The organism is Intrasporangium mesophilum, from assembly GCF_054783095.1.
On sequence record NZ_BAAGRF010000024.1, the window covers coordinates 1 to 24,863 of the forward strand.

At 71.4% G+C, this 24,863-nt stretch carries 22 protein-coding genes; 11 read left to right on the forward strand and 11 right to left on the reverse strand.

Going from position 1 to position 24,863, the window contains the following annotated elements:
- The first annotated feature begins 41 nt into the window (after nt 1-41).
- Nucleotides 42-539 (forward strand): transposase, encoded by a 498-nt coding sequence (locus ACYVLP_RS18015; protein WP_460628753.1) that lies wholly within the window; start codon nt 42-44, stop codon nt 537-539.
- Nucleotides 540-581: 42 nt separating this feature from the next.
- Here the strand turns inward: ACYVLP_RS18015 and ACYVLP_RS18020 are convergent, their stop codons facing one another.
- Nucleotides 582-2,756: an alpha-galactosidase gene (locus ACYVLP_RS18020; protein ID WP_460628714.1), complete on the reverse strand. Its 2,175-nt coding sequence runs from the start codon at nt 2,754-2,756 to the stop codon at nt 582-584.
- 131 nt (nt 2,757-2,887) lie between these two features.
- Between ACYVLP_RS18020 and ACYVLP_RS18025 the strand changes: the two genes are divergently transcribed.
- The 5 genes from ACYVLP_RS18025 to ACYVLP_RS18045 all read left to right on the forward strand — a co-directional run bounded on the left by ACYVLP_RS18025 (nt 2,888) and on the right by ACYVLP_RS18045 (nt 9,071).
- Entirely contained in the window at nt 2,888-3,673 is a 786-nt protein-coding gene (locus ACYVLP_RS18025; RefSeq protein WP_460628715.1) for a DeoR/GlpR family DNA-binding transcription regulator, read from the forward strand.
- Nucleotides 3,673-4,794 (forward strand): galactose-1-phosphate uridylyltransferase, encoded by a 1,122-nt coding sequence (gene galT / locus ACYVLP_RS18030; protein ID WP_460628716.1) that lies wholly within the window; start codon nt 3,673-3,675, stop codon nt 4,792-4,794. Before ACYVLP_RS18025 ends, galT begins: the two co-directional genes overlap by 1 nt.
- The gene (galK, locus tag ACYVLP_RS18035) at nt 4,791-6,020 is read left to right on the forward strand and encodes a galactokinase (RefSeq protein WP_460628717.1); all 1,230 of its coding nucleotides are present in this window, start codon (nt 4,791-4,793) and stop codon (nt 6,018-6,020) included. Before galT ends, galK begins: the two co-directional genes overlap by 4 nt.
- Before the next feature lie 224 nt (nt 6,021-6,244).
- Complete coding sequence (locus tag ACYVLP_RS18040) at nt 6,245-7,630, forward strand: MFS transporter (RefSeq protein ID WP_460628718.1); 1,386 nt, start codon at nt 6,245-6,247, stop codon at nt 7,628-7,630.
- Entirely contained in the window at nt 7,623-9,071 is a 1,449-nt protein-coding gene (locus ACYVLP_RS18045) for a pyridoxal phosphate-dependent decarboxylase family protein (RefSeq protein ID WP_460628719.1), read from the forward strand. Before ACYVLP_RS18040 ends, ACYVLP_RS18045 begins: the two co-directional genes overlap by 8 nt.
- Here the strand turns inward: ACYVLP_RS18045 and ACYVLP_RS18050 are convergent.
- Both ACYVLP_RS18050 and ACYVLP_RS18055 read right to left on the reverse strand, forming a co-directional pair.
- Nucleotides 9,019-9,813, reverse strand: a complete 795-nt coding sequence (locus ACYVLP_RS18050; RefSeq protein ID WP_460628720.1) for an ABC transporter permease — start codon at nt 9,811-9,813, stop codon at nt 9,019-9,021. The two genes, ACYVLP_RS18045 and ACYVLP_RS18050, sit on opposite strands and share 53 nt — an antisense overlap.
- The gene (locus tag ACYVLP_RS18055) at nt 9,810-10,739 is read right to left on the reverse strand and encodes an ATP-binding cassette domain-containing protein (protein ID WP_460628721.1); all 930 of its coding nucleotides are present in this window, start codon (nt 10,737-10,739) and stop codon (nt 9,810-9,812) included. The genes ACYVLP_RS18050 and ACYVLP_RS18055 overlap by 4 nt, the downstream gene beginning before the upstream one ends.
- Nucleotides 10,740-10,798: 59 nt before the next feature.
- On the opposite strand from ACYVLP_RS18055, the gene ACYVLP_RS18060 reads away from it, so the two are divergent.
- Nucleotides 10,799-11,818 carry a TetR/AcrR family transcriptional regulator gene (locus ACYVLP_RS18060; RefSeq protein ID WP_460628722.1) on the forward strand — a complete coding sequence of 340 codons (1,020 nt, stop codon included), beginning with the start codon at nt 10,799-10,801 and terminating at the stop codon, nt 11,816-11,818.
- A 146-nt stretch (nt 11,819-11,964) separates the two neighbouring features.
- Here ACYVLP_RS18060 and ACYVLP_RS18065 read toward each other — a convergent pair whose 3' ends face one another.
- The 3 genes from ACYVLP_RS18065 to ACYVLP_RS18075 all read right to left on the reverse strand — a co-directional run bounded on the left by ACYVLP_RS18065 (nt 11,965) and on the right by ACYVLP_RS18075 (nt 16,845).
- Complete coding sequence (locus tag ACYVLP_RS18065) at nt 11,965-12,585, reverse strand: superoxide dismutase (protein WP_460628723.1); 621 nt, start codon at nt 12,583-12,585, stop codon at nt 11,965-11,967.
- 139 nt (nt 12,586-12,724) lie between these two features.
- On the reverse strand, nt 12,725-13,186 hold the full coding sequence (locus ACYVLP_RS18070) for an aromatic ring-opening dioxygenase LigA (protein ID WP_460628724.1): 462 nt from the start codon (nt 13,184-13,186) through the stop codon (nt 12,725-12,727).
- Between the two features lie 149 nt (nt 13,187-13,335).
- Nucleotides 13,336-16,845, reverse strand: coding sequence for a DEAD/DEAH box helicase (locus tag ACYVLP_RS18075; RefSeq protein ID WP_460628725.1), 3,510 nt, complete (start codon nt 16,843-16,845; stop codon nt 13,336-13,338).
- A 76-nt stretch (nt 16,846-16,921) separates the two neighbouring features.
- Here ACYVLP_RS18075 and ACYVLP_RS18080 point away from each other — a divergent pair, with 76 nt between their 5' ends.
- Nucleotides 16,922-17,410, forward strand: coding sequence for an acyl-CoA thioesterase (locus ACYVLP_RS18080; RefSeq protein ID WP_460628726.1), 489 nt, complete (start codon nt 16,922-16,924; stop codon nt 17,408-17,410).
- A 10-nt stretch (nt 17,411-17,420) separates the two neighbouring features.
- Here ACYVLP_RS18080 and ACYVLP_RS18085 read toward each other — a convergent pair whose 3' ends face one another.
- Nucleotides 17,421-18,677 carry a hypothetical protein gene (locus tag ACYVLP_RS18085; RefSeq protein ID WP_460628727.1) on the reverse strand — a complete coding sequence of 419 codons (1,257 nt, stop codon included), beginning with the start codon at nt 18,675-18,677 and terminating at the stop codon, nt 17,421-17,423.
- The gene (locus tag ACYVLP_RS18090; protein ID WP_452270265.1) at nt 18,674-19,168 is read right to left on the reverse strand and encodes a SigE family RNA polymerase sigma factor; all 495 of its coding nucleotides are present in this window, start codon (nt 19,166-19,168) and stop codon (nt 18,674-18,676) included. The genes ACYVLP_RS18085 and ACYVLP_RS18090 overlap by 4 nt, the downstream gene beginning before the upstream one ends.
- Nucleotides 19,169-19,349: 181 nt before the next feature.
- On the opposite strand from ACYVLP_RS18090, the gene ACYVLP_RS18095 reads away from it, so the two are divergent.
- Nucleotides 19,350-19,742: a TY-Chap domain-containing protein gene (locus ACYVLP_RS18095; protein WP_452270264.1), complete on the forward strand. Its 393-nt coding sequence runs from the start codon at nt 19,350-19,352 to the stop codon at nt 19,740-19,742.
- On the opposite strand, the gene ACYVLP_RS18100 is transcribed toward ACYVLP_RS18095, so the two are convergent.
- Both ACYVLP_RS18100 and ACYVLP_RS18105 read right to left on the reverse strand, forming a co-directional pair.
- A complete protein-coding gene (locus tag ACYVLP_RS18100; protein WP_460628728.1) occupies nt 19,739-20,599 on the reverse strand; it encodes an SDR family NAD(P)-dependent oxidoreductase in 861 nt (286 codons plus the stop codon). The genes ACYVLP_RS18095 and ACYVLP_RS18100 overlap by 4 nt on opposite strands.
- 47 nt (nt 20,600-20,646) lie before the next feature.
- Entirely contained in the window at nt 20,647-21,615 is a 969-nt protein-coding gene (locus ACYVLP_RS18105) for an NADPH:quinone oxidoreductase family protein (RefSeq protein WP_460628729.1), read from the reverse strand.
- Nucleotides 21,616-21,672: 57 nt separating this feature from the next.
- Between ACYVLP_RS18105 and ACYVLP_RS18110 the strand changes: the two genes are divergently transcribed.
- Nucleotides 21,673-22,131, forward strand: coding sequence for a nitroreductase family deazaflavin-dependent oxidoreductase (locus tag ACYVLP_RS18110; protein WP_460628730.1), 459 nt, complete (start codon nt 21,673-21,675; stop codon nt 22,129-22,131).
- Between the two features lie 9 nt (nt 22,132-22,140).
- Nucleotides 22,141-23,406 carry a DUF4921 family protein gene (locus tag ACYVLP_RS18115; RefSeq protein ID WP_460628731.1) on the forward strand — a complete coding sequence of 422 codons (1,266 nt, stop codon included), beginning with the start codon at nt 22,141-22,143 and terminating at the stop codon, nt 23,404-23,406.
- Between the two features lie 3 nt (nt 23,407-23,409).
- Here the strand turns inward: ACYVLP_RS18115 and ACYVLP_RS18120 are convergent, their stop codons facing one another.
- Nucleotides 23,410-24,852: a flavin-containing monooxygenase gene (locus tag ACYVLP_RS18120; protein ID WP_460628732.1), complete on the reverse strand. Its 1,443-nt coding sequence runs from the start codon at nt 24,850-24,852 to the stop codon at nt 23,410-23,412.
- Between the last annotated feature and the right edge of the window lie 11 nt (nt 24,853-24,863).

Consider the following 24,863-nt stretch of genomic DNA (forward strand, 5'->3'; position numbering starts at 1 on the left):
CCGAGGTCGTGCTGCTGCGGGCGGTCCAGGAGCAGCTGGCCGTGCACGCCGCCGCCCGGGAGGATGCCTACCGGTGGGTCGACATCGGCCAGCTGGCCCGCACCCTGCCCGGTCTGGCCGAGGTCGGGGGCCCGGTCCTGGCCGCCGCGATCGGCGACCCGAGCAGGTTCCCCAGCGGCGCCCACTTCAAGTCCTTCGCCGGGCTCGCGCCCAAGGCCAGCGAGACCGGGCAGACCGACCGCAAGGGCGAGCCAATGAGCAAGGCCGGCCCCAACCTGCTGCGAGCGACACTGGTCCGGGCCGCCGACACGGCCCGCAAACAGGACCCGCAACTGGCGCGGGTCTACCACCAGCAGATGGTCGAGCGCGGCGCCAACCACCTCAAGGCCACCTGCGTGGTCGCCGGCCACCTCGCCGAACGNAGCACGGCCAGACACCCCACGGCGCCAGCACACGAGGCGACCTTCCCCACCCACGATCCTGACCATCCCCGCAACAGGCGTCAAACAACCAGCCCCTTGAAACCCGATCCTCCATAGGGAATCACTCGACCACGAAGGGGGGCGTCGGGCGGTGCCTGGTCAGACGGCGCGGAGGTCGAGCAGGTATCCCTGGGCGGGGCCGAGCACGGGGACCGGCAGCCCGACCCCGGTCAGCACCGACCCCGGGACCGTGAGCCCGCCCGGCTCGAGAGCCCGAGACCACCACGCGGGCGCGACCTCCTGCACGACGGCCGGGAGCCCGGCCTCGGGACGCAGCCGGACGGCATACGTCCGCATGGGGTCCAGGCCTGGCAGCGGCACGGCGCCGGGGTGCGCGTCGCGCGAGGTCGCGAGCTTCGCCACGACGTATGCCGCTCTCCCGCCGTCGGCCGCGACCGTGCCCGTGAGCTGGAGGGTGCTGTCGGGCAGGTCGGCCCGCACCAGGTCGCCCGAGTGGAGCAGCGGGCGCAGCTCCCGGACGAGCGCGGTCCAGGCGGTGAGCGCCGCGAGCTCGCCGTCGTCGCACTGGGTGATGTCCCACTCGATCCCGGCGTGACCCTGCAGCGCCGTCAGCAGCCGGAACCCGAGGTCGACGTGACGGTGAGTGGTGTGCGCGACTGCCCGGCCGACATGCGTGCCCATGAGCTCCGGCGGCACGAGCAGCGTCGTCCACCGCTGGATGGTCGCGCGCTCGAGCGCGTCGTTGGTGTCGCTGGTCCAGATGCGGTCCGTCCGGTCGAGGACGCCGAGGTCGACCCGGCCGCCGCCACTCGCGCACGACTCGATCTCGAGCGCCGGGTGGCGCCTTCGCAGCTCGTCGAGGAGCGCGTAGAAGGCAAGGGTGTGGCGGTGGACGGCGGGCGCGTCGACGAGGCCGTCGATGGAGTGCACGGCCTCGTGCAGGTCGCGGTTGTGGTCCCACTTGATGAAGGCGACGCGATACTCGTCGACGACCGCGCTGATCCGGTCGGCCAGGTATGCCGCGGCGTCGGGGTTCGTGAGGTCGAGCACCTGCTGCACCCGCCACTCGCGAGGCGAGCCCGCCCGGGGCCGAAGCACCCAGCCGGGGTGGTCGCGGACGAGGTCGCTGTCCTCGTTGACCATCTCGGGCTCGAACCAGATCCCGAACTCGAGGCCGAGCCCCCGGACGTGGTCGACGAGCGGCGCGAGGCCCTCCGGCCAGACCTCGCTGGACACGACCCAGTCGCCGAGCCCGGCCCGATCGTGCCGACGACCACCGAACCACCCGTCGTCGAGGACGAAGCGCTCGACGCCGATGCGGGCCGCCGCGTCGGCCAAGGCTCGCAGGTGGTCGAGATCGGTGTCGAAGTAGACCGCCTCCCACGTGTTGAGCACGACCGGGCGCGGCCGGCCCGGGTGATGAGGGCGGCCCCGGAGGCTGCGGTGCAGCCGTCGCGTGAGGCCGTCGAGTCCGTCGGTCGCGTGGACGAAGACGACCGTCGGCGCGGCATACGACTCGCCAGGAGCAAGCCGGATCTCGCCGGGGGCGAGCAGCTCGGCCCCGCCGAGGACGGCGTGGTGGCGCCCGGCTCCTTCAGGCAGCGCTTCGACGAAGTGCTCGTGGTTGCCGCTCCAGGCCGTGTGGACGGCCCAGACCTCGCCGCTGCGCCAGCCGAAGCCGGCCGTCCCCGTGACGAGCAGGAGGGTCGCGTCGTGCCCGGTGCGCCCTCGACGGCTCGCACGCAGGTGCGTGCCATGGTCGAGGCGGCTGCGCTGGGGTGAGCGCTCGCGGCACCAGCGACCGGTGAGGTCGAGCACCTCGTCCGCGCGGGTGGGCAGCGGCAGGATCGAGCGCAGGGCTGCGACATCGAGCGGCAGCGGGTCGTCGCTCGTGTTCGTGACGGTGGCGTTGACACGGAGCACGCCGTGCGCGTCGAGCGCGTGCCGCAGCTCGAGCGCGAGCCCGGCGGCCGAGCTCGCCCGCGTGACCAGGACGGCCCCGTCGGACTCGAAGGTGACGCCGGACCAGCGCACGGCACCGGCTCCCCCGCCCCGGTGGCCGGACCATCCCGGGGTGCCCGACCAGCCGTCGGCCTCGCCAGGCAGGAGGGTGAGCTGCCAGGGCGCGTCGAAGCTGCTCGGTGGGACGGCGGGGACCGTCGTCTCGACCAGCGAGTCGTATGCCGCACTACCGCCGGCGAGCGCAGCGCCCCAGTGGAGCACCTCAGGCAGACCGTCGGCGCGGGGCGCGACAGCCAGCGCGGTCCCGGCGGACTCGATGTGGACGGAGATCGGGGCTCGGGTGTCGGACACGTCATCCCTCGTCGAAGCCAACAGGTTCGCACACATGGTGCCACGCCTGGTTCGGGTTGTCGATGGGGAGTTGTGTTCGAAGATGACTGTTGTTGTTTGACAAATGCTCCCGGGTCCGTCATCGTCGTGACATGCTCGGCAGCCAGCGACGGTCGCTCATCCTCACTCTCGTCGAGGAGTCCGGGGCCGTGCGCGTCGCCGATCTCGTCGAGCGCCTCGGGGTCTCCGACATGACGATCCGCCGCGACATCGAGCGGCTCTCCGCCGACGGCCTGCTCGAGCGGGTCCACGGCGGAGCGCTCGCGATCGGCGCCAGCCCCAGCGCACCCACCGGCGAGGAGCCCGGGTTCTCGGCCAAGTCGACCCTTCAGCTCGCGCAGAAGAGCGCCATCGCCGCGGCCGCCCGGAAACACCTCGCACCCGGCAGCACGATCGGCATCTCCGCGGGCACCACGACCTTCGAGCTCGCGCGCCTGGTGCGCGACACTCCCGACCTGACCGTGGTGACCAACTCCGTCCCGGTCGCCCAGCTCCTGCACGAGTCCGGCGCCCCCGGCCAGACGGTCGTGCTCACCGGCGGCGTCCGGACGCCCTCGGACGCCCTCGTCGGCCCGGTCGCCGTCGGCGCCCTGCGCACCCTTCACGTCGACCTGCTGTTCCTCGGAGCGCACGGCATGGACGCTCGCGCGGGCCTGACGACGCCGAACCTCGTCGAGGCCGAGACCAACCGAGCACTCGTCGCCGCCGCCCGCGACGTCTGCGTGCTCGCCGACTCCTCGAAGTGGGGAACGGTCGGCCTCTCGACGTTCGCCGAGCTCGCGGACGTCGACGTCCTCATCACCGACTCCGGCCTGCCGCCCGGAGCCCGGTCCGCCCTCGCCGACACGGTCGGCTCACTCGAGATCGTGGAGGCCTGATGGCCACTGTCACCGACCACCGCCTCACCCGTCGCACCCTTGCCGACGGGCGGGAGATCATCTACGTCGACGGGCCGGGTGCGCCCGCGCGTGTCGCAGCCGACCCGCGGCCCACCGAGCAGCGCGTGCGGTCGGGCGAGCTGCGCCGCGACGCACTCGTCGACGACTGGGTGGCGGTCGCCTCGCACCGCTCGCACCGCACCTTCATGCCGCCGAAGGACGAGTGCCCGCTGTGCCCGGCCGGGCGGGGCTCGGTGCCCTCCGAGATCCCCGAGAGCGACTACGAGGTCGTCGTCTTCGAGAACCGCTTCCCGTCGTATGCCGTCGAGGCGGCCGGCGTCGAAACGCCTGATCCCGCAGGGCTTTTCGACGTGTTGCCAGCCGTCGGCCGATGCGAGGTCGTGTGCTTCACGAGCGACCACGAGTCATCCTTCAAGGACCTCCCGGTCGAGCGGATCCGCACAGTCGTGGACACCTGGGCCCAGCGCACGAGCGAGCTCGGCGCCCGACCCGAGGTCGAGCAGGTCTTCTGCTTCGAGAACCGCGGCCGCGAGATCGGCGTGACGCTGCCGCACCCGCACGGCCAGATCTACGCCTACCCCTACCTCCCCGAGCGCACCCGCCGGCTGCTGGCCGCGGCCGAGCGGCACCACGAGCGCACCGGGCGTCTGCTCGGCGCGGACCTGCTCGCCGCCGAGCGCACCGACGGCGCAAGGATCGTCGCCGAGGGAGCCCACTGGACGGCATACGTCCCTTTCGCGGCGCGCTGGCCGGTGGAGGTGCACCTCGTCCCGCACCGCGACGTGCCCGACCTGGTCGCGCTGGAGCCCGACGAGCGCGACGAGCTCGCAGTCGTCTACAAGGACCTGCTGCAGCGGCTGGACCGCTACTACGTCGCGGCCGACGGGTCGCCGATCTCGCTGCCCTACATCGCCGCCTGGCAGCAGGCTCCGGCCCGCGTCGGCCGAGAGGTCTCGCGGCTGCACCTGCAGGTCATGTCGGTGCTGCGGGGGCCCGGCAAGCTCAAGTACCTGGCCGGCTCCGAGTCCGGCGTCGGCGGCTGGGTCAACGACGTGGGTCCCGAGCTGACCGCGGCCCGACTGCGGGAGGTCGCGGCATGAGCGAGGTGAGCGGGACGAGCGGGACGAGCGGGACAGGTGAGGCCCAGGAGCGCAGCGGAGCCGACGTCGCAGCAGCCGCGCGGGCTGGCTTCGAGCGCACCTTCGGGGCGGCTCCCGAGGGGGTGTGGTCGGCCCCGGGCCGCGTCAACCTGATCGGCGAGCACACCGACTACAACGCGGGCCTCTGCCTACCGATCGCCTTGCCGCACAGGACATATGCCGCCGTGTCCCGCCGCGCGGACAGCACCCTCCGGGTGGCATCGGCCCAGCGGGACGGGGTCGTCGAGGTCGCGATCGAGCAGATCAGCCCGGAGCGGCCGGGTGGGTGGGCGGCATACGTCGCCGGCGTGCTGTGGGCGCTGCGCGAGGACGGCTTCGCGGTCGGCGGGCTCGACGTGTTCGTGGACTCGACGGTGCCGGTCGGCGCCGGGCTGTCGAGCTCGGCCGCCCTCGAGTGCGGCGCCGCGGTCGCGGTCAGCGACCTCTACGGTCTCGGCCTCGCCGACAGCCGGGAGGGGCGAGTCCGCCTCGCCGCCCGGTGCGTCGACGCCGAGAACGTCATCGCGGGCGCGCCGACGGGCGGCATGGACCAGTCGGCGGCACTGCTCGCCACGCAGCGGTCCGCCCTGCTGCTCGACTGCCGGTCGGGAGAGACCGAGGACGTCCCGTTCGACCTTGCCGCCGGCGGCCATGCCCTCCTGGTCACCGACACGCGGGCCGAGCACGCGCTCGTCGACGGGCAGTATGCCGCCCGGCGCGAGGCGTGCGAGTCCGCCGCTCGCCGGCTCGGCGTGAAGAGCCTGCGCGAGGTGTCGCCCGAGGACCTGGACGACGCCCTCGCGAGACTCGACGACGAGGTCGTGCGACGCCGCGTCCGTCATGTCGTGACGGAGATCGAGCGGGTTCGAGAGACTGCAGCAGCATTGCGCGCCAACGATCTTCACGAGGTAGGCCGGCTCTTCGACGCGTCCCATGTGTCCATGCGGGACGACTACGAGATCTCGTCGCCCGAGCTCGACGTGGCGACCGAGACGGCCCGGCGCGAGGGTGCGCTGGGCGCCCGGATGACCGGCGGCGGGTTCGGCGGCTCGTGCATCGCGATCGTCGCCGGCGACGACATCGCGCAGGTGGCGGATGCGATCGAGGCGGCCTTCGCGCGTGAGGGCTTCGCTCCGCCGGTGTCGTTCGCAGTGACGGCGTCCGGCCCGGCCGGCCGTGACAGCTGACCACCACTCCCCTCAAGACGAGTGGCCGCTTTGACACAGGGCCCGTTGGGCGCAGGCGCGGGGGGCCTGTGACAAAGGGGCCACTCGACTGGGTGCTCAGGTCGAGTGGCCGTTTGGTCACGCGGGCTCAGGCCAGAAAATGTGTCGATGTGGCCACTCGACGGGGGCGGGCCGGTATCCGAGTGACGCCTCGACGGGTGGGCGGGCTGGCTTAGGGTGCGTCCATGACCTCGGCGACGACGCCCACCCCGCTGGCCCCCGCGGTCCGGCGTGGCTACGGCCTCGGCTCGGTGGCGACGGGCGCGTTCGGCACCGTCCCCGGCCTGCTCCTGCTCCCCTACCTCACCGACCACCTCGGCGTCGCCGCCGCAGCCGCCGGCGTCATCGTGTTCGCGCCCAAGGCCTGGGACGTCATCCTCAACCCCATCGCGGGACGGATCTCAGACCGGTCCACGCACCCCGACGGGAAGCGCCGCCCGTTCCTGATCCGCGCCGGCCTGCTGCTCGCCGCCGCGTTCGCCCTGCTCTTCCTCGGCCCGTCGTCGCCGATGTGGCTCGCGGCCGGCTGGGTCGCGGTCGCCTACCTCGCGTGCGCGACGGCATACAGCTTCTTCCAGGTGCCCTACGTCGCGATGCCGGCCGAGCTGACCGACGACTACGACGAGCGCACTCGTCTCATGACGTGGCGCGTGTCGATCCTCGCGCTTGCGATCCTCGTCAGCGGGGGCGCGTCGCCGGTCATCCGGGACGCGTTCGGCCCGGAGTGGGGCTACCGCGCCGTCGGGTTCTTCGTGGCCGCTCTCATCGCGCTCGGGGCGTTCGGGGCGTGGCGTGGCACGCGCAGCGCCCGGATGTCCCACGGGGAGTCCACCGCGGCGACGTTCGGCGACCAGCTGCGGCTCGTCCGCTCCGACCGGCCGTTCCGCCTGCTCCTGACCACCTTCGTCCTCCAGGCGCTCGCGACCGGCGCGATGCTCGCCGGTGTCGACTACGTCTCGCGCTGGATCATCGGCACCACGATCTCGGCAACGCTGCTGTTCGTGTGCTTCGTGGCTCCGGCGCTCGTCGTGACTCCGCTGTGGCAGCGGTACGGCACCCGCCGCGACAAGAAGCGCAGTTACCTGCTCGCGTCGCTGCTGCTCGGTGGTGGAGCCCTCGTGCTCGTGCTGCTGCGGTCGATGCCGACCGCCGCGGTCTATGCGTGCGTCGCGGTCGTCGGCGTCGGGTACGCCGGGGCGCAGATGTTCCCGATGGCGATGCTCCCCGACGTCGCGAGCCGCACGGGCGAGGCGCGCACCAGGGTGGGGCTCTACACCGGGATCTGGACCGCCGGGGAGACGCTCGGGCTCGCTCTCGGACCGGCCGTGTATGCCGCGGCCCTTGCTCTCGGAGGCTACGTGTCCTCCACGGGTTCGACTGTGGCGCAGAGCGACTCGGCGCTGACCGCGATCGCGCTCGGCTTCTCGCTCGTGCCGGCAGTCCTCGTCGCCGTCTCCCTCCTGTCGCTTCGCGCGTATCGCCTTCCGTCGCCCGACCGTGGTGATGCCGGGCACGACAGCGCTGGGGCATCGGACGCGTTCACCACGAACCCTGGAGGCACCGATGGATGAGACCGAGATCCGCGCGCGGCTGGAGGCGATGCGGGCTCACGACCTGCCCACCCACGGCGGCCGGACGCTCGCCTATGTCTATGACTCGGGACTGGCCGCGGCCGACGCGATCGGCCGCGAGGCGCTGGCCGCGTTCGCGTCGACCAACGGCCTCGACCCCACGGCGTTCCCGTCCCTCCTGCAGATGGAGAACGACCTCGTCGGCGTGGCGGGGCGGCTCGTCGACGCCCCCGACGGCTTCGCCGGCGTCGTCACCTCCGGCGGCACCGAGTCGATCCTGCTCGCCGTCCTCGCCGCTCGCGACTCACGGCCCGAGGTCGCGCACCCCCGCATGGTCATCCCGACCACCGCCCACGCCGCGTTCCACAAGGCCGCCCACTATCTCGGCGTCGAGCCCGTCCTCGTCGACGTCGACCCGATCACGAAGCGAGCCGTGCCCGAGGCGATGGCAGCCGCCATCGACGAGCGGACGGTGATCGTCGTCGCGTCGGCACCCTCCTACGCCCACGGGGTCATCGACCCGGTCGAGCCGATTGCCTCGGCGGCCAAGGCAGCCGGAGTGCGCTGCCACGTGGATGCGTGCATCGGCGGATGGGTCCTGCCGCACCTGCGAGCCGTGGAGCCGGACCAACCGATGTGGACGTTCGCGGCCGAAGGCGTCACGAGCGTCTCGCTGGACCTGCACAAGTACGCCTACACGCCCAAGGGTGTGTCCATCCTGCTGCACGCCTCGGCGGACCTGCGCCGTGGCCACCTCTTCGCCTCGGCACGCTGGCCCGGCTACACCATGCTCAACACCACCGTGCAGTCGACGAAGTCGGGTGGCCCGCTGGCCGCCGCCTGGGCGGTCGTCAACCACATCGGGGACGACGGCTATGCCGTGCTCGCTCGCACCGCGCGCCGGGCCACGCTCGACCTCGCGGCTGAGGTGGACGGCATACCCGGCATCTCCCTTGCGGCACAACCGGACTCGACGCTCCTCGCCCTGACGACGGACGGCTCCTGCGACGTCTTCACGATCAGCGACGAGATGCTGGCGCGTGGCTGGTTCGTCCAGCCGCAGATGCGCTTCAGCCTGCTGCCGGCCACGCTGCACTTCACGATGAGTGCGGCGACTGCTGCTGCGTCGCACGAGATCGCGGCCGACCTCGCCTCGGCGACCGAGGCTGCCCGGACCGCCGGGCCGGTCGTGGTCTCGACCGAGCTCGCCGCAATGGCCTCCGCGCTCGACCCGGCGACGCTCGACGACGCCACCTTCACCGCCCTGCTCGGTGCGGCCGGACTCGGCGGCGAGGACGGCCGGATCGCGCTGCCACAGCGGATGGCGCCGGTCCACGCGCTGCTCGATGTGCTGCCACCTGCGCTGCGTGAGGCCCTGCTGCTCGGCGTCATCGACCGCCTCGCCCGGCCTTCCGATGGAACAGCCACGCCGACCACGTGACCGCGACGGCAAGGATGCCCACGCACCACGCGAGCGCGATGATGCCGTTCGAGCCGATCGGCGTGCCGGTGAGGAGGCCCCGGATCGTCTCGATGATCGGCGTGACGGGCTGGTGCTCGCTGACCCACTGCAGCCAGGTCGGCATCGTGTGGACCGGGACGAACGCGCTCGACAGGTACGGAAGGAACAGCAGGACGAAGCCGTAGCCGCTCGCCGCCTCCGGGCTCGAGGCCGCGAGGCCGATCGCCGCGAAGACGTAGGTGATCGCGAGGATGTAGAGCGCCACGATGCCGGCGGCGGCCAGCCACTCGACCAGGTTGGCGTCGGGACGGAACCCGACGGCCATGGCGACGAGAATGACCACGGCTGTCGCGACGAGGTTGCGCAGCAGGCTGGCGACGACGTGGCCGGTCAGCACCGCCGCACCCGGGATCGGCATGGTGCGGAAGCGGTCGATGATCCCGGTCGACATGTCGTCGGCGACCTCGACCGCGGTGGACGCGGCGCCGAAGCCGGCACAGAGCACGATGACGCCGGGCACGACATAGGTGACGTAGCCGCCGTCGGGCGAGAGCGCGCCACCGAACACATAGGTGAACAGCAGCATGAGCATCACGGGCAGCAGCACCGCCATGAGCAGCGCCTCGAGGTTGCGGACCGAGTGCAGCACGCTGCGGCGGACGAAGGTCGCGATAACGGCCGGGCGGGTCGCGAGCTGCGGCTGGTAGGTCGAGGTGGTCATCGCGAACCACCGCCCGTCAGCGTGAGGAAGACGTCGTCGAGGCTGGGCCGGCGGAGCTCGACCTCGCCAACGAGGCCGGTCGCGGAAAGCTCGGCGACAGCGCTGCGAAGGCCCTCCAGGGTGCCATCGGTGCGGGCGCTGGTCACCACCTCGCCGCTCGCAGCGACGAGCTCGACCACCTCGCCGCCGACGCGGGCCTTGAGCTCGTCCGGAGTGCCTTCCGCGACGACCCTGCCCCCGTCGAGCACGACGACCCGGTCGGCGAGGCGGTCGGCCTCCTCGAGGTACTGCGTCGTCAGCAGGACCGTCGTGCCGGCTCGCGCCAGTCCCTCGACGATGTCCCAGACCGCCCTGCGGCTCCGGGTGTCGAGCCCGGTCGTGGGCTCGTCGAGGAAGAGCACCTCGGGCCGGCGGACGAGGCTGATCGCGAGGTCGAGCCGCCGGCGCATGCCGCCCGAGTAGGTGCGCACCTGGCGCCGAGCAGAGTCGAGGAGGTCGAACTCGGTGAGCAGGCGTGCGGCACGCTCCCTGCTCTGCGCTGCGGTGAGGCCCCAGAGGCGGGCCATCATCCTGAGGTTCTCCTCACCCGTCAGCAGGCCGTCGACCGCGGCCGACTGGCCGGTCAGGGCCTGCCGGCTGCGCACCGTCACGGGGTCAGCGACGACGTCGACGCCGGCGACCTCGACGGTGCCGCTGTCGGGCGGCACGAGCCCGGTGAGGATGTTGACGGTCGTCGTCTTGCCGGCCCCGTTCGGGCCGAGCAGAGCGACGACCTGGCCCCGGCCGACGTCGAGGTCGACGCCGTCGAGCACGCGGGTCTCCCCCCAGGTCTTCACGAGCCCGCGGACTCGGATGCCCGAGTGGCTGGTCTCCTGCGCGGCGTCGCGCGCCGCGCGGGTGATGGTCTGGTTGCCGGCCTGGCGCATGACGCCCTCCCATTACTGTTTATGCCGTATACGTCGTTTAAGGTATACACAGTTCTAGGATGGCGTCAACGACGAGCCGAGACGGACCGGAGACCATGCCCGCCGACGACACCCCTGACCTCGACCTGCCCCGCGGCATCGCCCTCGCGTGGGGAGTCGCGGCGAGCCCTCAGCGCGGGCCGAAGCGCGAGATGAGCGTGGAGCGGATCGTCGAGACAGCGGTCGAGATCGCCGACGAGAAGGGCCTGGCCGCAGTCTCGATGTCCAGCGTCGCGTCGGCCCTCGGGTTCACCCCGATGTCGCTCTATCGCTATGTCTCGGCCAAGGACGACCTGCTCGTGCTGATGTTCGAGGAAGGGGTCGGCGTCCCGCCCGAGCACGTGCGCGAGACCGACGACTGGCGCGAGGCGCTCACCCGGCTGTATGCCGCCGAGTCCGAGGTCTTCGAGAGCCATCCGTGGCTCCTGGACATCCCGGTGACCGGCGTGACGATCACGCCGAACAACCTCGCGTGGATGGATGCCGGCCTTCACGCGCTCGCCAGGACGAAGCTGACGCCCAGCGAGCGGGTCGCAGCGACCCTGATGCTCGCCGGCCACGTCCGGTGGAAAGCCAACGTCACCCGGGCCTATGCCGAAGCCGCCCGGGCTGCAATGGGATTCGCGGGTGGTCCTACCAAGGGCGCCGCATCCGGGTCGAGCTCGAGGTCGGCGTCGGCCGATGCGGATGCGGGCTGGACCGAGGAGGCGGGCCTTCTCGAGGCGCTCATCACCGCAGACCAGTTCCCCGACCTCGAGCCGCTGGCCCGAGCCGGGGTGTTCCGGTCCGACGACGACCCGTTCGCCTGGGGTCTGGACCGGTTGCTCGACGGCCTCGGCGCCGTCATAGCGGCCCGCGAGGGCGACGGTGCCCGGCCGGCGCCGGCTGCGTCGTGGCCCGAGCCCGAGCCGGAGCCGGTCCGCCGGGACTCCAAGCTCAAGGAGGCGCAGCGCCGCACCCGCGAGGCCGAGAAGCAGCTGCGCGAGGCGCGCCGCAACGAACGGCAGGCGCTGCGAGAGGCCCGCGAACGGCATACCTGAGCAGTGACCAGAGTGACGGGGCGCTCACTCGACGTGAACGGGGTTGCGCCCCAGACCAGTCGAGTGAGCGCCCCGTCCCATCCGTCACGTGACTGGAGTGACTGGAGTGACGAGGCGCTCACTCGATGTGGGGAGTGAGGTGCGCGTCAGGCGGGGACGATGAGGCCCTGCGTCGCGCGGGCGCGGTCGAGGCGAGCCGAGACATCCTGCCAGTTGACGATGTTCCACCAGGCCTTGACGTAGTCAGCCTTGACGTTCTCGTACTGCAGGTAGAACGCGTGCTCCCACATGTCGAGCTGGAGCACCGGGATCTGGCCGACCGGGATGTTCCCCTGCTGGTCGAACAGCTGCATGATGTTGAGCCGCTGACCGAGCGTGTCCCACGCGAGGATGGACCACCCGGAGCCCTGGATCGCGTTGGCGTTGGCGTTGAAGTGCGCCTGGAACTTGTCGAACGACCCGAAGAACTCGACGATCGCGGCGGCGACCTCACCCTCGGGCTGTCCACCGCCGTCCGGGCTCATGTTCTTCCAGAAGACGGAGTGGTTCGTGTGCCCGCCGAGGTGGAAGGCGAGGTTCTTCTCGACGCCGTTGACTGCGCCGTAGTCACCTGACTCGCGAAGCTCCTCGAGCTTGGCGACCGCGGCGTTCGCACCGTCGACGTACGCCTTGTGGTGCTTGCTGTGATGCAGCTCCATGATGCGGGCACTGATGTGCGGCTCGAGCGCCGCGTAGTCGTAGTCGAGGTCGGGGAGCGTGTAGGCCACTTGTCGTTCCTTTCGTCAGACCATCCGGCTGCCGACCACTCTATGCCGGGGGCAAAAGGGCCCGACAGGGTGTCCGGGAGCCGGGGATGTGGGTCCCTTACCCACATCCCCGATCCTCCGACTTCGAGCGGACTTGAGGTCAAACGGTATCCGCGCCTCTGGCGACCCTTCGCAAGGCGATCCCGACGAGGACGAACCCCACGCCGAGGGCCACCGCCATGAGCGCGACCCCGTAGGAGACGACCGACGTGAACAGCGAGGCCCGCAGGAACGATGCGGTCATCACGGTCTGGCGCTTCGGGTCGTCCTGCGCCATCTCGGCGTACGTCTTGCCGCCGCTCGCCTCGAGCGCGTGCTTGTTGATCACCTGAGCCTGGGCGTATGCCGTCCAGGGGCTGTTGACCGACTGGCCCGCGAAGTGGTCAGCGTCCTCGGACACCGTGATGTTTTCCGCGGACAGCTGGTTCGTGACGACGATCCAGGTGCCCACGCCGGCGACCCCGAGGATCGCACCGAAGATGATCAGGAGCAGCCCGATCACGGCGACGCCGCGCAGACCCCCTGCTGTCGTGCCGCTTGTCTGCCGCACAGTGCTTGTCATTCAAAGCCTCCCAAAGCGGTGCATGGTGAGTTGGCCTGGCACCCGCCCACGCTGGCCCGGCGCCACGTTTCACGGTAGGCCCGCCAGGTCACGCTCAGATGACACTTTTCGGGTGATCCGGGGGCGCGGTGAGCGCAGAAACGCCCTGCTCAGGAGGGTAACGACAGCAGGTCGCGGATCTCGTCGGCCGTGATCGCACCAGAAAGTGCCCCGCCGTCGTCGACGACGCGTTGGAACAGGTCGCGCTTGCGCTCCTGCAGCGCGACGACCTTCTCCTCGATCGTGCCCGCCGAGACGAGGCGGTAGACGGTGACGGGCCGGCGCTGCCCGATGCGATGCGCGCGGTCGATCGCCTGCGCCTCGGCGGCAGGGTTCCACCAGGGGTCGAGGACGAAGACGTAGTCGGCCTCGGTGAGCGTGAGACCGAAACCGCCTGCCTTGAGGCTGATCAGGAAGGCCGTCGCGTCGCCCTCGCGGAAGCCTCGGATCACCGACTGCCGGTCGGTGGTGCTGCCGTCGAGGTATGCCGTCTCGATGCCGGCGCGATCCAGCGCGGTCTCGACGTGGCGCAGGAAGCCGGTGAACTGGCTGAAGACGAGGGCGCGGTGACCCTCGGCAGCGAGCTCGCGCAGCTGGTCGATGAGGTAGTCGATCTTGGCGGGTGTGGCCGAGCCCGCGTGCGCGTCGTCGACGAGCGAGGGATCGAGCGCGAGCTGGCGCAGCCGGGTCAGCGCCGCGAGGATGGCGACCCGGTTGGCATCGGGGTCATCGAGCAGGCCGAGCACGCGCTGCCGCTCGCGCTGGAGGTGCTGGTCGTAGATGTGCCGATGGGTCGGGTGGGGGTCGAGCGGCAGCACCTGAATCTGCTTGGGCGGCAGGTCGATCGCCACCTGCTCCTTGGTGCGCCGCAGCATGAGCGGCCGGATGCGCCGCCGGAGGTGGTCGAGCAGCTCGGGGCGCTCTCCCGACTCGATCGGCCGCCGGTAGCTCTTCGTGAAGACGTCGGGCCGCGGGTAGAGCCCGGGCGCCGTGAGCGACAGCAGGGACCAGAGGTCCATCAGGGAGTTCTCCAGCGGCGTGCCGGTCACCGCGAGCGTGAAAGGCGCACCGAGACGGCGCACCGCGACATGGGTCTTGGCTTGGCGGTTCTTGACGAACTGAGCCTCGTCCAGGACGACACCACCCCAGTCGACGCCGTGGAAGGCGGTGTCGTCCAGGCGCAGGACGGCATACGACGTGATGACGACCTGCGCACCCGCGACCGCGTCGGTGAGTGTCGTGCCGCGCTTGCGCTCGGTGGCCGTGACGGCGACCGCCGCGAGGTGTGGGGCGAAGGACTCGAGCTCACCCATCCAGGTGCCGACGACACTGGTCGGCGCGACGACCAGGACCGGCCCGCGGGCGTCCGGGCCGTCAGCCCCGAGCTCGCCCCGCTCGTGGGCCCGCGCCAGCGCCGCGATCACCTGGAGCGTCTTGCCCAGGCCCATGTCGTCCGCGAGGATGCCGCCGATCCGGGCATCCCACAGGCGCGCCAGCCAGCGGAACCCATCGAGCTGGTAGGGCCGCAGCGTCGCCCGCAGGCCGGCCGGGACCTGCGCGGCCGCCGTGGTATCGGGGGATCCGAGCGCGGCGACGCTGGCAGCCCACCGGGCGCTCTGCTCGTCGACGACCCCGAGCTCGACGAGCTCGGCCCACAGGTCGGCATGGTGTGGGCTCAGTCGCAGCCCGTCGGACTCGGGGTCGGCGATCTCGCGTGCTTCCTCGATCAGCGACCGCAGCCGCACCAGCTCGGGCCGGTCGAGGCGGAACCACGATCCGGAGTCGAGGAACATGACCTCGGCGCCCCGGGCGATCGCGGAGAAGAGCGGCTCGAACGGGACGTCCTCACCGTCGACCTCGACCGACACCCGCAGGTCGAACCAGTCGCCCGCGTCGCCCGTGTTCCTGGTGTCCTTCGGCTCCCCGGTGTCGTTGCGCCGCGCGCGGTCACGTGACGAGCCCTCACGCTCGTCGGCCTCCCGGGGGCCGGGGTCGGTCGCGCCGAGGTGGACGACCGGTGCGGACGTCAGCTCCTCGTATGCCGGCAGGTCGCGGTCGACCTCGAGCGTGACGCGGTCGTCGGCCTCGAGTGCGGGGAGCACGTCGGCCACGAAGGTGGCTGCCTCGAGGCCGACCAGCACGACCCTGGGGACCAGGTAGGCGGCGTCCTCGCGGTCCCCGCGCAGGGCTCCGGGCACGAGGCGAAGGGACGTCGCGGCCTGCGTGGCGGCGGCCTCGGCCTCGCGGTCGCGACCGCCGACGGTGCCGAACCGGGCGGTGGAGAACACCCGCGGGGTGCCGTCATAGGCATGGGTCAGGTCGAGGCGGACCTCACCGGGCACGGTGTGGACGACGTGGACGTGCACGGTGACCTGCTCCGGCTCCGGGCCGTCCCGGCCGGCCTCGGGTGCGGGCAGCGGCACGTCGGACCGGATCGCGACCCGTTGACGCAGCCCCGGCACGACCGACCCGAGGAACCGGGCCCGCTCGTCGGCGGGCACGCGCAGCCCGGCCATCGCCTGGACCAGAGCCTCGCGCCCCAGGCCGAGATCCTGGTCGAGGGGGACGAAGGTGAGGGTGCCGTCGTCTCCGTCGACGGCCAGCGCATGGACGGGGTCGCCGAGCGGGACGACCTCGCCGAGGAGGTCGGGCATCCCGTCGACCGTCGCGGACACGTCGAGATCGCCCGACCCGTCATCGGAGCGACGCACCCACAGCGTGAGAGTCGTGGCCTCCGACCACACCTCGACGGGACCGGCGACGCCTTCGCCCGGCATGATCTCGATGCCGATGCGGCGGGCTTCCCGCAGCAGGGGCCACACCTCGGGCGTCGAGTCGAGGGCCAATGGGGGGACCGGTGTGAAGTACGTGGTGCTGCCAGAGCCGTGTCGCGCGACGTCGTGCAGGCGGCTCATGACCCGCTCGTGCTCGGGCAGGAACCGGATGCCGGGGCGCCACTGCGGCAGCGCGTCGTGCCACGACAGCGTGCCGTGCCACGTCCCTGCGCGCGTCCACCTGGTCGGCCGCAGCCCGTAGCTGGGCTCGGGCACACCCCTGCGGCCTCGCTGGTCGCGGTAGATCGTGTCGACGAAAAGGCCTGCGGGCATGAGGTCCCCGCGTGGCGCGGGCCGCGCGGCCGGTGTCTCGTGGTCGCCCTCGGCACGCGCGGGACGAACGTGCCCGAGGACGTCGGCCCAGTGGGTGCGCGTGGGCGTGGTCGGCCGGGTCGGGGTCGAGCGGCCGTCGTCGTCTCCGAGATCGGCGCCGGTCACGGGCGGGTGAGCAGGCGCCCGGCCCTGAGCGATGTCGCGTGCGGTGAGCAGGAGCGCGACGACGTGCTTGCAGTCCTCGCCGACCGGGCAGGAGCAGCGCCCACTCCACAGGTGAGCGCGACCCTTGGGGTGCGGCCGAGCCTCGATGATCGTCTGGTAGGTGTCCGACTGGCTGCCCTGCACCGTGCCGAGGACCATGAGGCCGTCGGCACGCGTCGCGATCGTGCGGACGCGCCCCTCGACGGCATAGGCCCGCCCGCGCTCGAACGTGCGCGTGCCGACCTGCTGGGTCACATCAGGGTCGGTGACCTCACCGACCCATTTCGCTCGACCCACGCTCAGTGCCACCCTCCGACTCTAGGTCGCGCAGGTGACATCCCCGACACCTCCGTCCACAGGAGACGGCGTGCGGCAGGATGGCCCGATGGCCGAACCGTCGCCCGTGTCGTCGGACCCGCGCAGCCTCACGCTCGAGGACTTCCCGGTCCACCAGCCCGTCACGACCCGCTGGTCCGACAACGACATGTACGGCCACCTCAACAACGCCGTCTACTACGAGCTGTTCGACTCCGCGATCAACGGCTGGCAGAGCGCCCACGTCCCGGTGAGCCCCACGACCGACGCGACGCAGGGCGTCGTCGCCGAGTCCGGGTGCACGTTCTACGGCGAGGTCGCCTTCCCTACCGCGCTGGTCGTCGGGCTGCGCGTCGCCCGCCTCGGCACGAGCAGTGTCACCTACGAGCTGGGCCTGTTCGTCGACCCGGACCGCGAGCCCGGCGCCGACCCGTCCATCAAGGCCTTCGGGCACTGGGTCCACGTCGAGATCGACACCGCGACGCGCCGGCCCACGCCGATCCCGGACGAGCTGCGCGCTCTGATGCGCTCAGCGCAGAGGCGGGTCGACGGCGTCTGAAGGCGTCGGCTCAGTTCCCTGAGACGGCGTAGGCGCCCCGCGGGCTGTCGGTGTCGCTGTCCGGAGGCTCGGCGATGCTCGGCCCGCCGACCTGTGCGCACGCGCCGTCGAGGGTGCATCGGATGAGGCCGCTCCTGCTGTAGTCGGCGGAGCTGACCGACACCACCAGAGCGGACCCGTCGTCCGTCATGCGGCCGGCCACGGGGTTGAGCCTCGACGTGCCGATGGCGTCGAGCACGACTTGACCGGTGTTGACGTCGACCACCTGCGCGCCGGACCCGGCGATGAGGAACCGGCCGTCGGGTGAGAACGCCTCCGGCACGACATTGCCGCACGAGGACAGCCGGGTGACTGGCCGGTCGCCCCGCACGTCGAGGACGGAGTAGCAGACGGGCGCGCCCGGTTCGCCGTGCAGGCCGCCGACGGCAAGAGCCAGGCCGCGGTCGGCATCGACGTCCATGACATTGCCCTTGATGACGGTCTGGCGACCCGTGTCCAGGTCGATGCGCAGCGACTCTCCCAGATAGTCGTATCCGCCGACCTTGACCGCATAGAGCATGCGGCCCACGAGCGCGGTCGGTGCCGCATCGACCTTGATGATCGAGAGCTCCTTTCCACGGCTGTCGGCGAGGTGGATGGTGCCCTCCCCGGGCGCGTTGATGGCCGATCCGTCGCTCCAGGCGATCCGGCTCCGGTCCGCCGACACGACGAAGCCCGCCGCGGCCTTGAGCACCGTGCCGGTCCGGTCGGTGAACACGATGAAGTCGCCCTGGTTCGTGCCGTACTTGCCCTGCATGATGAACCCGCCGTGGTCCAGCCGCTCGAAGGTCGGGAACCCGCCCCGGAGTGGCCCGTCGACGGGCGCCGCGGCGCCGTCGTGGAAGGTGCCCCGGACGGCATACGGCACACCGGGATCGACGAAGGGCGCGCTCGCACTCAGCCTCGGGTCGCCGACGGCGGCCGCATCCTTGATGCTGACGGTCGTCGTCACCGCCGGCTGCGGCGTCGTGGTCGACGGTCGCGGCGTGGGAGTCACGGTGACCGGGGTGGTCGCCGGGACGTGGATCTGCCGGCCAGCAGGCTTCGACCACAGCAGGGGGACGGCGACGACAACCGCGACGATCGCGGTGACGGCACCCGCGACCACCCGGCGGCGGTCGCTCCGTCGCTTGGTGGCGACGACAGCGGCAGCGAAGCTACCGACGACGTCGACATGCTCCGACTCGCCATCGAGGAAGGCGCGCAGGTCGCGCTCGGTCGGAGTCATGCGAGGGTCTCCTTCATCGTGACGCGAAGGGCGGCGAGGGCGCGGCTCGCATGGCTCTTGACGGTGCCGACCGAACAGCCGAGCACGTCTGCTGTCTGGGCCTCCGTCAGGTCCTCGTAGTAGCGCAGGACGATGACCGCGCGTTGCTGCTTCGGCAGCGCCGCGATGCGCGCACGGAGCTCGTGGTCGTCGTGATGGTCGGGTGCAGCAGCCGGGTTGGTGAAGGAGACGAGGTCACTGTCGGCGACCTCGCGGCGACGGCTTGGACGGCGCCAGGAGCTGTGGTGCTCGTTGACGATCGCGCGACGCACGTAGGCATCGGGTGACCCGTACACCGAGTGCCATCGCCGGTAGACCTTGAGAAGTGCCGCCTGCACGAGATCCTCCGCCTCGTGGGCGTCGCCCGTCAGCAGGTAGGCGAAGCGGACGAGCCGGCGCTGGCGCGCCTCAACATAGGCCGAGAAGTCGGCCTGGCGCTCTGTGTCGCCCATCGAGGTGTCCCCTGTCTCGGAAGGTGGCTGCCATTCATACGCGGACGAGGGCGAAATGGTTGTCCGGCATCGTGCCGCCGATCGCCAGGGACAGCCGCCAGCCACCACCATGGCGCAGGCCGGCCGGTTACGCGCGCCACACCGACGCCCCGGGCGCGCGGAGGACAGTTACGGTTGGTCGGTGACGTGGAACGCATGGGTGCAGCGGATCTCCGGCGACCTGGCGGCCCTCTCGGGCGGCGACTGGTTGACCTTCACGGTGCGCGCTGACAGTGCACCCGTCGGAGCGTCCGTCGCCGATGTGCTCGTGCAGGCTCGGCCGCTCGAAGGCGTGCTCGCCCTCGAGTGCATCGCCGACACCGAGTTCGAGGGGCTGACCGACCTGACCGCGGCCCAGCAGTCCGCGCTCGTCGAGCTCGGCTGGGAGCAGGACGGCGACGACCCCGACTACGAGCGGACCTTCGCGCCTGAGGACACGACGTCGGCCGCCCAGCTGGTCGCTGCGACCCTCCGCGACGTGCTCGGCGCCGGCACGCCCGACGAGGTCGACGTGCGCAGGCGGGACCTCGGCTAGGACCGGACGCGCTCGCCGGGCTGGGCGGCGCCGGCAGCGCCAGGATCCCCCGCCCCAGGTGCGCGGAGCGCCGCCCGACGCATCACCGCGGTGTATGCCGGCCGCACGAACCGCTTTGCCCGCCAGGCGATCTGGCCGTCCATATCCGTGAGGATGACGTCCTTGCGTGCATCGATCCCGCGTACGACCGCCGCAGCGACACCATCCGCTGTGCGGCGCGCTCCGCTGACCATCTTCTTGCCGGCGTCCTCCAGCTCGGTGTCTGCGCCCTGGAAGGATGCGCCGAGGTTGGTGCGGAAGAACGACGGGCAGACGACGGAGACCGCGATCCCGAAGGGCGCCAGCTCGTGGGACAGCGTCTCGCTCAGCGCCACGACCCCCGCCTTCACCGAGTTGTAGGCCGCCATCCCGGGTGCGTGGACGAGTCCGGCGAGCGAGGCGATGTTGACGATGTGTCCGCTGCCCTGTTGCTTGAGCAGCGGCGTGAACGTGCGACACCCGCGCACGACGCCGAGCAGGTTGATGTCGACGATGCGGTGCCACTCGTCCATCGTCGCGACATCGATCCGCCCGCCGGCTGCGACGCCGGCGTTGTTGACGAGCAGGTCGAGCCCGCCCCACGTCGCGCGGACGTGCTCCAGCGCCGTGGCCCAGTCGCCGTCGCTACGCACGTCGAGCGACAGGTAGTCGACTCCCGCCGGGACTGTGTCCGGGCGCTCAGGTGCGAGGTCCGTAGCCAGGACGCGGTCACCCCGCGCGGCCAGCGCGGTGACGAGGGCCAGCCCGAGGCCGGAGGCGGCGCCGGTGACCAGGACCCGCTGGGAGGAGGTGGGCGTGTGAGATGAGCGGAGCGGCATACCGACCAACCTACGTCGGGTGCCCGAGCCAGGACCCCACCCAGCCATCAGCGAACCGTGAGCGTGACCTTGCCCAGCGCGCGGCGCTCGTCGATCTCGGCGAGTGCCGCGGCGACGTCGGCGAGCCGGTGGCGGGAGCCGATCGGGGGTGCGAGCAGGCCCGCCTCGAGCAGCGGCAGGATCGCCTCCCACTGCTCCTGCAGGTAGGCGGGGTTCGGGGTCCAGAAGGCGCCCCAGCCGACCCCGACCACCGAGATGTTGTTGAGCAGGAGCCGGTTGACCTTGACCTCGGGGATCTGGCCGGCGGTGAAGCCGATGACCAGGAGACGGCCCTCGGGTGCGAGGCTGCGCAGACTGTCGGTGAAGCGGTCTCCACCGACCGGGTCGACGACGATGTCGACGCCCCTTCCGTCCGTCAGCTCCTTTGCGCGAGTGAGGAACTCGTGAGCCATGAGGACATGGTGGGCGCCTGCCTCACGCGCCACCTCTGCCTTGTCCTCCGACGAGACGACCGCGATCACGCGAGCGTCCATGGCCCGTGCCAGCTGCACTGCTGCGGTGCCGATCCCGCCGGCCGCACCGTGGACGAGGACGACTTCGCCCCGCTCGAGGCGCCCGCGCCGGGTGAGGGCGAAGTGGACGGTCAGGTAGTTCATCGGCAGCGCCGCACCGACCTCGAACGACACACCGTCGGGGAGCGGGAAGACCATCGCCTCGGGGACGGCGACGGTCTCGGCGAACGCCCCGAGGACCGGGAACGCCGCGACCCGGTCGCCCGGCGCGAACGTGCTTCCGGCTCCGGCCTCCCGCACGACCCCCGCGCACTCGGCTCCCGGGACGAAGGGCAGGTCCGGGCGCATCTGGTACAGGCCCTTGCTCAGCAGGACGTCGGGAAAGCTGACGCCCGCCTCGTGGACGTCGACCAGGACGTGCCCTGGCGGCAGGTCCGGCTCGTCGACGTCGTCGACAGTGACGGATCCGGGACCTTCGAGTGCCGTGACACGTGCAGCGCGCATGACGCGGACCCTACCCGCGTGGTCGACAATGAGGTATCGAGTCGCAAGGAGGCACCGATGTCTGTCATGAGCCGCGTAGGTCGCTGGGGCAACGAGACGATGAGCGCTCTGTACCGCCGTTTCGACACGCCCATGTTCCGCTCGGCGCGTGGCCTGCCGATCCTGCTCATCACCGTCGCCGGCCGCACGTCCGGGACCCCGTACACCACGCCGGTGGCGTACTTCACCGACGGCGACGACCTCGTGGTGTGCGGAAGTGCCGGCGGCATGGTGGACGAGCCTCAGTGGTTCCGCAACCTGCGCCGGGCCGACCGTGCGCACGTCGAGAAGGGCGACGAGGAGTTCGGCGTCGAGGTCCACGTCGCGACCGGCGCCGAGCACGACCGGCTGTGGGCACGGCTGCTCGAGCTCTCACCGCACTTCGCCGACTACCAGTCCAAGATCGAGCGCAAGGGCGGCACGCGCACCCTGCCGCTCGCCGTCCTGACCCGCAGCGCCGCCACGCCCGGGTCATAGGCTGACGGGGTGACCGAGCCGCTGACGCGCCTGCCCGACGGGACCATCAAGCAGGTCAACCCCTTCACCGGCACCAAGGTCTGGACTCTCCCCGGCCGGGGCGCCCGCCCGCTCGGGATCGTCCCGTCCGAGCGGCACCCGCTCGATCCCCAGCTGCTCGACCGCTGCTGTGCTTTCTGCACAGGGCGGATGATCGAGACCACCCCGGAGATCGCACGGGTCGTCAGGGACGACGGCCGGTGGCGCGAGATCCGTGGCCTTCGGGCCGAACAGCTCGACGACACCGTGCCCGAGTTCCGCCTCATTCCCAACCTCTTCGAGATCCTCACCTACGACTACTGGCACCTGACGCACGGCTTCGAGCCGACGCCGGAGGCGCAGGGCCGCCGGAGCGCATACCTCGCCACGCCCGAGGGGCGGGCGCACGTCGCTGCGCTCGCGCGGATCAGGATGCGGGCGCGGGGCACCGCAGGGGCGGACGCCGAGCCGCTCGCCGAGGACGACCTCGAGCGGGAGTCGGTTGGCCTGTTCGCCGGGAACCACCAGGTCATCGTCGCGCGCCGCCACTTCGTCGACGGCGCCACCGACGACACCCAGAGCGCGTCATCAGGGTCGCTGACGCCCGAAGAGCACTGGAAGTACACCGAGTTCGCCATCACAGCCATGCGCGACCTCTACCACGGCAACCCGTGTGCGCGGTTCGTGTCGGTCTTCCAGAACTGGCTCCGCCCCGCCGGGGCGTCGTTCGACCACCTGCACAAGCAGGTCGTGGCGATCGACGAGCTGGGTCCCCAGGTCGAGCGGGAGGCGGAGCGGCTCCGGGCGGAGCCCAACCTCTACCGTCGCTGGGGACGTGAGTATGCCGCTGCGCACGGACTTGTCGTCGCGCGCACCAATACCGCCGTCGCTCTCGTCGGGGTCGGGCACCGCTTCCCCTCCCTCGAGGTCCACACGACCGAGACCCACCGCGCACCGTGGGAGCTCGGTGCCGACGAGGTGCGCGACCTCTCCGACCTGCTGCATGCCTGTCATGCCGCCACCGGAGCGGACGTGCCCACCAATGAGGAGTGGCATCACCGGCCACCGACGCTCGACCTGCCGATGCCGCTGCGCGTCGTCCTCAAGTGGCGGATCTCCACGCTGGCCGGCTTCGAGGGCGGGACGAAGATCTATGTGAACACCATCGACCCGTGGACGATGCACGACCGCACCGTGACGCGCCTGCGGACCCTGCTCGACGAGGGCGCGGTGTCCGAGCGCATCACGCTCGGCTGACGGTCAGCGACGCAGCTCCATCGCCTCGGTCACGTCACCGCGCAGCATGTCGCGCCGGTCGAGCAGGTAGTTCTGCCGCATCAGCCACGGCGCTCCGTCGCCCTGCCGCGGCAGGTCGTGCAGGGCCCGCTGGACGTACCCGGACGTCAGTGGGAGCAGCGGCTTGCCCGCCATCCCCTCAGGTGCGCGCGGGACGGCCACCCGCCACCCTCCGGCATACAGGTGGTTGAGCAGCCGACACACGTAGCGGCTGGCCAGGTCGGAGCGCAGGGTCCACGTGGCGTTCACGTACCCGACGCAGACGGCGAGGTTGGGCACGTCGCCGAACATCATGCCGCGGTAGACGTAGAGCTCCCGTGTGGACCGGCGCTCACCGTCCACGACGAACTCGATGCCGCCGCCGACCTTGAGGCGCAAGCCTGTCGCCGTGACGATGACGTCTGCCTCCAGCTCGCCCCCTGACGTCAGCCGTATGCCGTGAGGCGTGAACGTCTCGATCGTGTCGGTGACGACGTGCGCCGTCCCGTCCCGCAGGACCCGGAACAGGTCACCGTCGGGCACGATGCACAGGCGCTGGTCCCACGGGTCGTAGTCGGGCGTGAAGTGCTCGCCAGCCATCTCCGGCGACCCGAGCGCGCGTTGGGCGCCCTTGGTGAGCAACGCCTTTGCCGCTTCGGGCCGGCGGCGGCTCAGCTGGTAGAACGCCAGCGACACGAGGACGTTCTTGTACCGGACGACGTCGTCGCCCACCCGGCCCGGCAGCACGGTGCGGACCACCTCACGCACCCGGTCGCGGCGGGGCAGGGCGGTGACCCAGGACGGCGTGCGCTGCAGCATGGTCACGTCGGCGCCTCGGTCGGCGAGCGCAGGGACGAGCGTCACGGCCGTCGCGCCGGAGCCGATGACGACCACCTTGCGCCCGGCCACGTCGAGCGCATCCGGCCAGAACTGGGGGTGCACGACCTGCCCCTCGAACCGCTCGCGGCCCGGAAAGACCGGGTCGTGGCCGCGTTCGTAGTCGTAGTAGCCGCTGCACAGGTAGAGGAACCCGCAGGTCAGCTCCTCGCGGACCGAGTCGCCGCGCTCGACGGTCACCGTCCACCGCGCCTCGACGCTCGACCAGGAGGCAGCGACTACCTTGTGCCCGAAGCGAACTCGCCGGTCGATGCCGTACTTGCGTGCCGTCGACCGCAGGTAGTGCAGGATCTTGTCGCCGTCGGCGATCGCGTCGGCGTCCTGCCAGGGCTCGAACGGGAAGCCGAGGGTGAACATGTCGGAGTCGGACCGGACGCCGGGGTAGCGGAACAGGTCCCACGTGCCTCCGAGCTCGTCGCGCGCCTCGAGGATGGCGTACGACCTCGTCGGGCACATCGTCTGGAGCCGGTAGCCGGCCCCGATGCCGGAGAGGCCGGCGCCGACGACGAGCACGTCGAGATGTTCGGTCACGCCCCCATTGT